The 1,194-nt window shown below is 58.1% G+C and carries 1 protein-coding gene; it reads right to left on the reverse strand.

Annotated elements, in window-relative coordinates:
* Nucleotides 1-1,194: nitrate reductase subunit beta (narH, locus tag KSF73_17285; protein ID MBV1777474.1), on the reverse strand; the 1,194-nt coding region annotated here is incomplete at both ends.

Here is a 1,194-nt window from a genome sequence, read left to right on the forward strand (position 1 = left end):
GGCTCAGCAGGGCCGGATCACCCTTGCCGTGCACGGTTTCGCCGCGCTTGAAGGCACGCATGGCGATCAACCGCTCCAGCGCCGTCAGCACCGGTTTTTCCTTGCCTGCCGTGAGCAGATTGGCGAGATAGCGCACCGGAATCCGCAAGCTGGCCACGTCCGGAATAATGGTGTCACCCACCGATTTGTGCGGCATCAGGCGCGATTGCGAGGCGCTCTGGATCGGCGAGAGTGGCGGGATGTACCACACCATGGGCAGCGTGCGGTATTCCGGATGCAGCGGGAAAGCCACCTTCCATTCACAGGCCATCTTGTAGACGGGCGACTTCTTGGCCGCATCCAGCCAGGATTCCGGAATACCTTGCTTGCGCGCTTCGGCGATCACCGCTTCCGAATGCGGATCGAGGAAGCATTTCAGCTGTTCTTCGTAGAGATCCTGTTCGTTCGCTGTGGATGCGGCAGCTTCAATCTGGTCGGCGTCGTACAGCATCACTCCCAGATAGCGGATGCGGCCCACACAGGTTTCCGAACAGACCGTTGGCTGACCTGCCTCGATACGCGGGAAGCAGAAGGTACATTTTTCGGCCTTGCCGGTCTGCCAGTTGAAGTAGATCTTCTTGTAGGGGCAGCCGGAAATACACATGCGCCAGCCACGGCATTTGTCCTGATCGACCAGCACAATGCCATCGTCTTCGCGCTTGTACACCGAGCCGGACGGGCAGGATGCCACGCAGGTCGGATTCAGGCAGTGTTCGCACAGGCGCGGCAGATACATCATGAAGGTGTTTTCGAAGGTCGAGTACATCTCCTTTTGTACGCCTTCAAACAGGGCATCCCGACCACGTGACGAGAATTCGCCACCCAGATCGTCTTCCCAGTTCGGGCCCCATTCGATCTTGTCCATCTTCTTGCCGGTAATCACCGATACCGGACGAGCAGTCGGCGGGGTTTGCGACAGTGGCGCGTTCTGCAGGCGCTCGTAGTCGTAGGTGAAGGGCTCGTAGTAGTCGTCAATGGCCGGCAGATTCGGATTGGCGAACATATTCGACAGAATCTTCAGCTTGCTACCCTGACGTGGCTCCAGCTTGCCATCGTCCTTGCGAACCCAGCCGCCTTGCCATTTTTCCTGATTTTCCCATTGCTTGGGGTAGCCGATACCCGGCTTGGTTTCCACATTGTTGAACCAGGCGTATT

Source organism: Burkholderiaceae bacterium DAT-1 (assembly GCA_019084025.1).
In the GTDB taxonomy this organism is placed as follows: Bacteria; Pseudomonadota; Gammaproteobacteria; order Burkholderiales; family Chitinimonadaceae; genus DAT-1.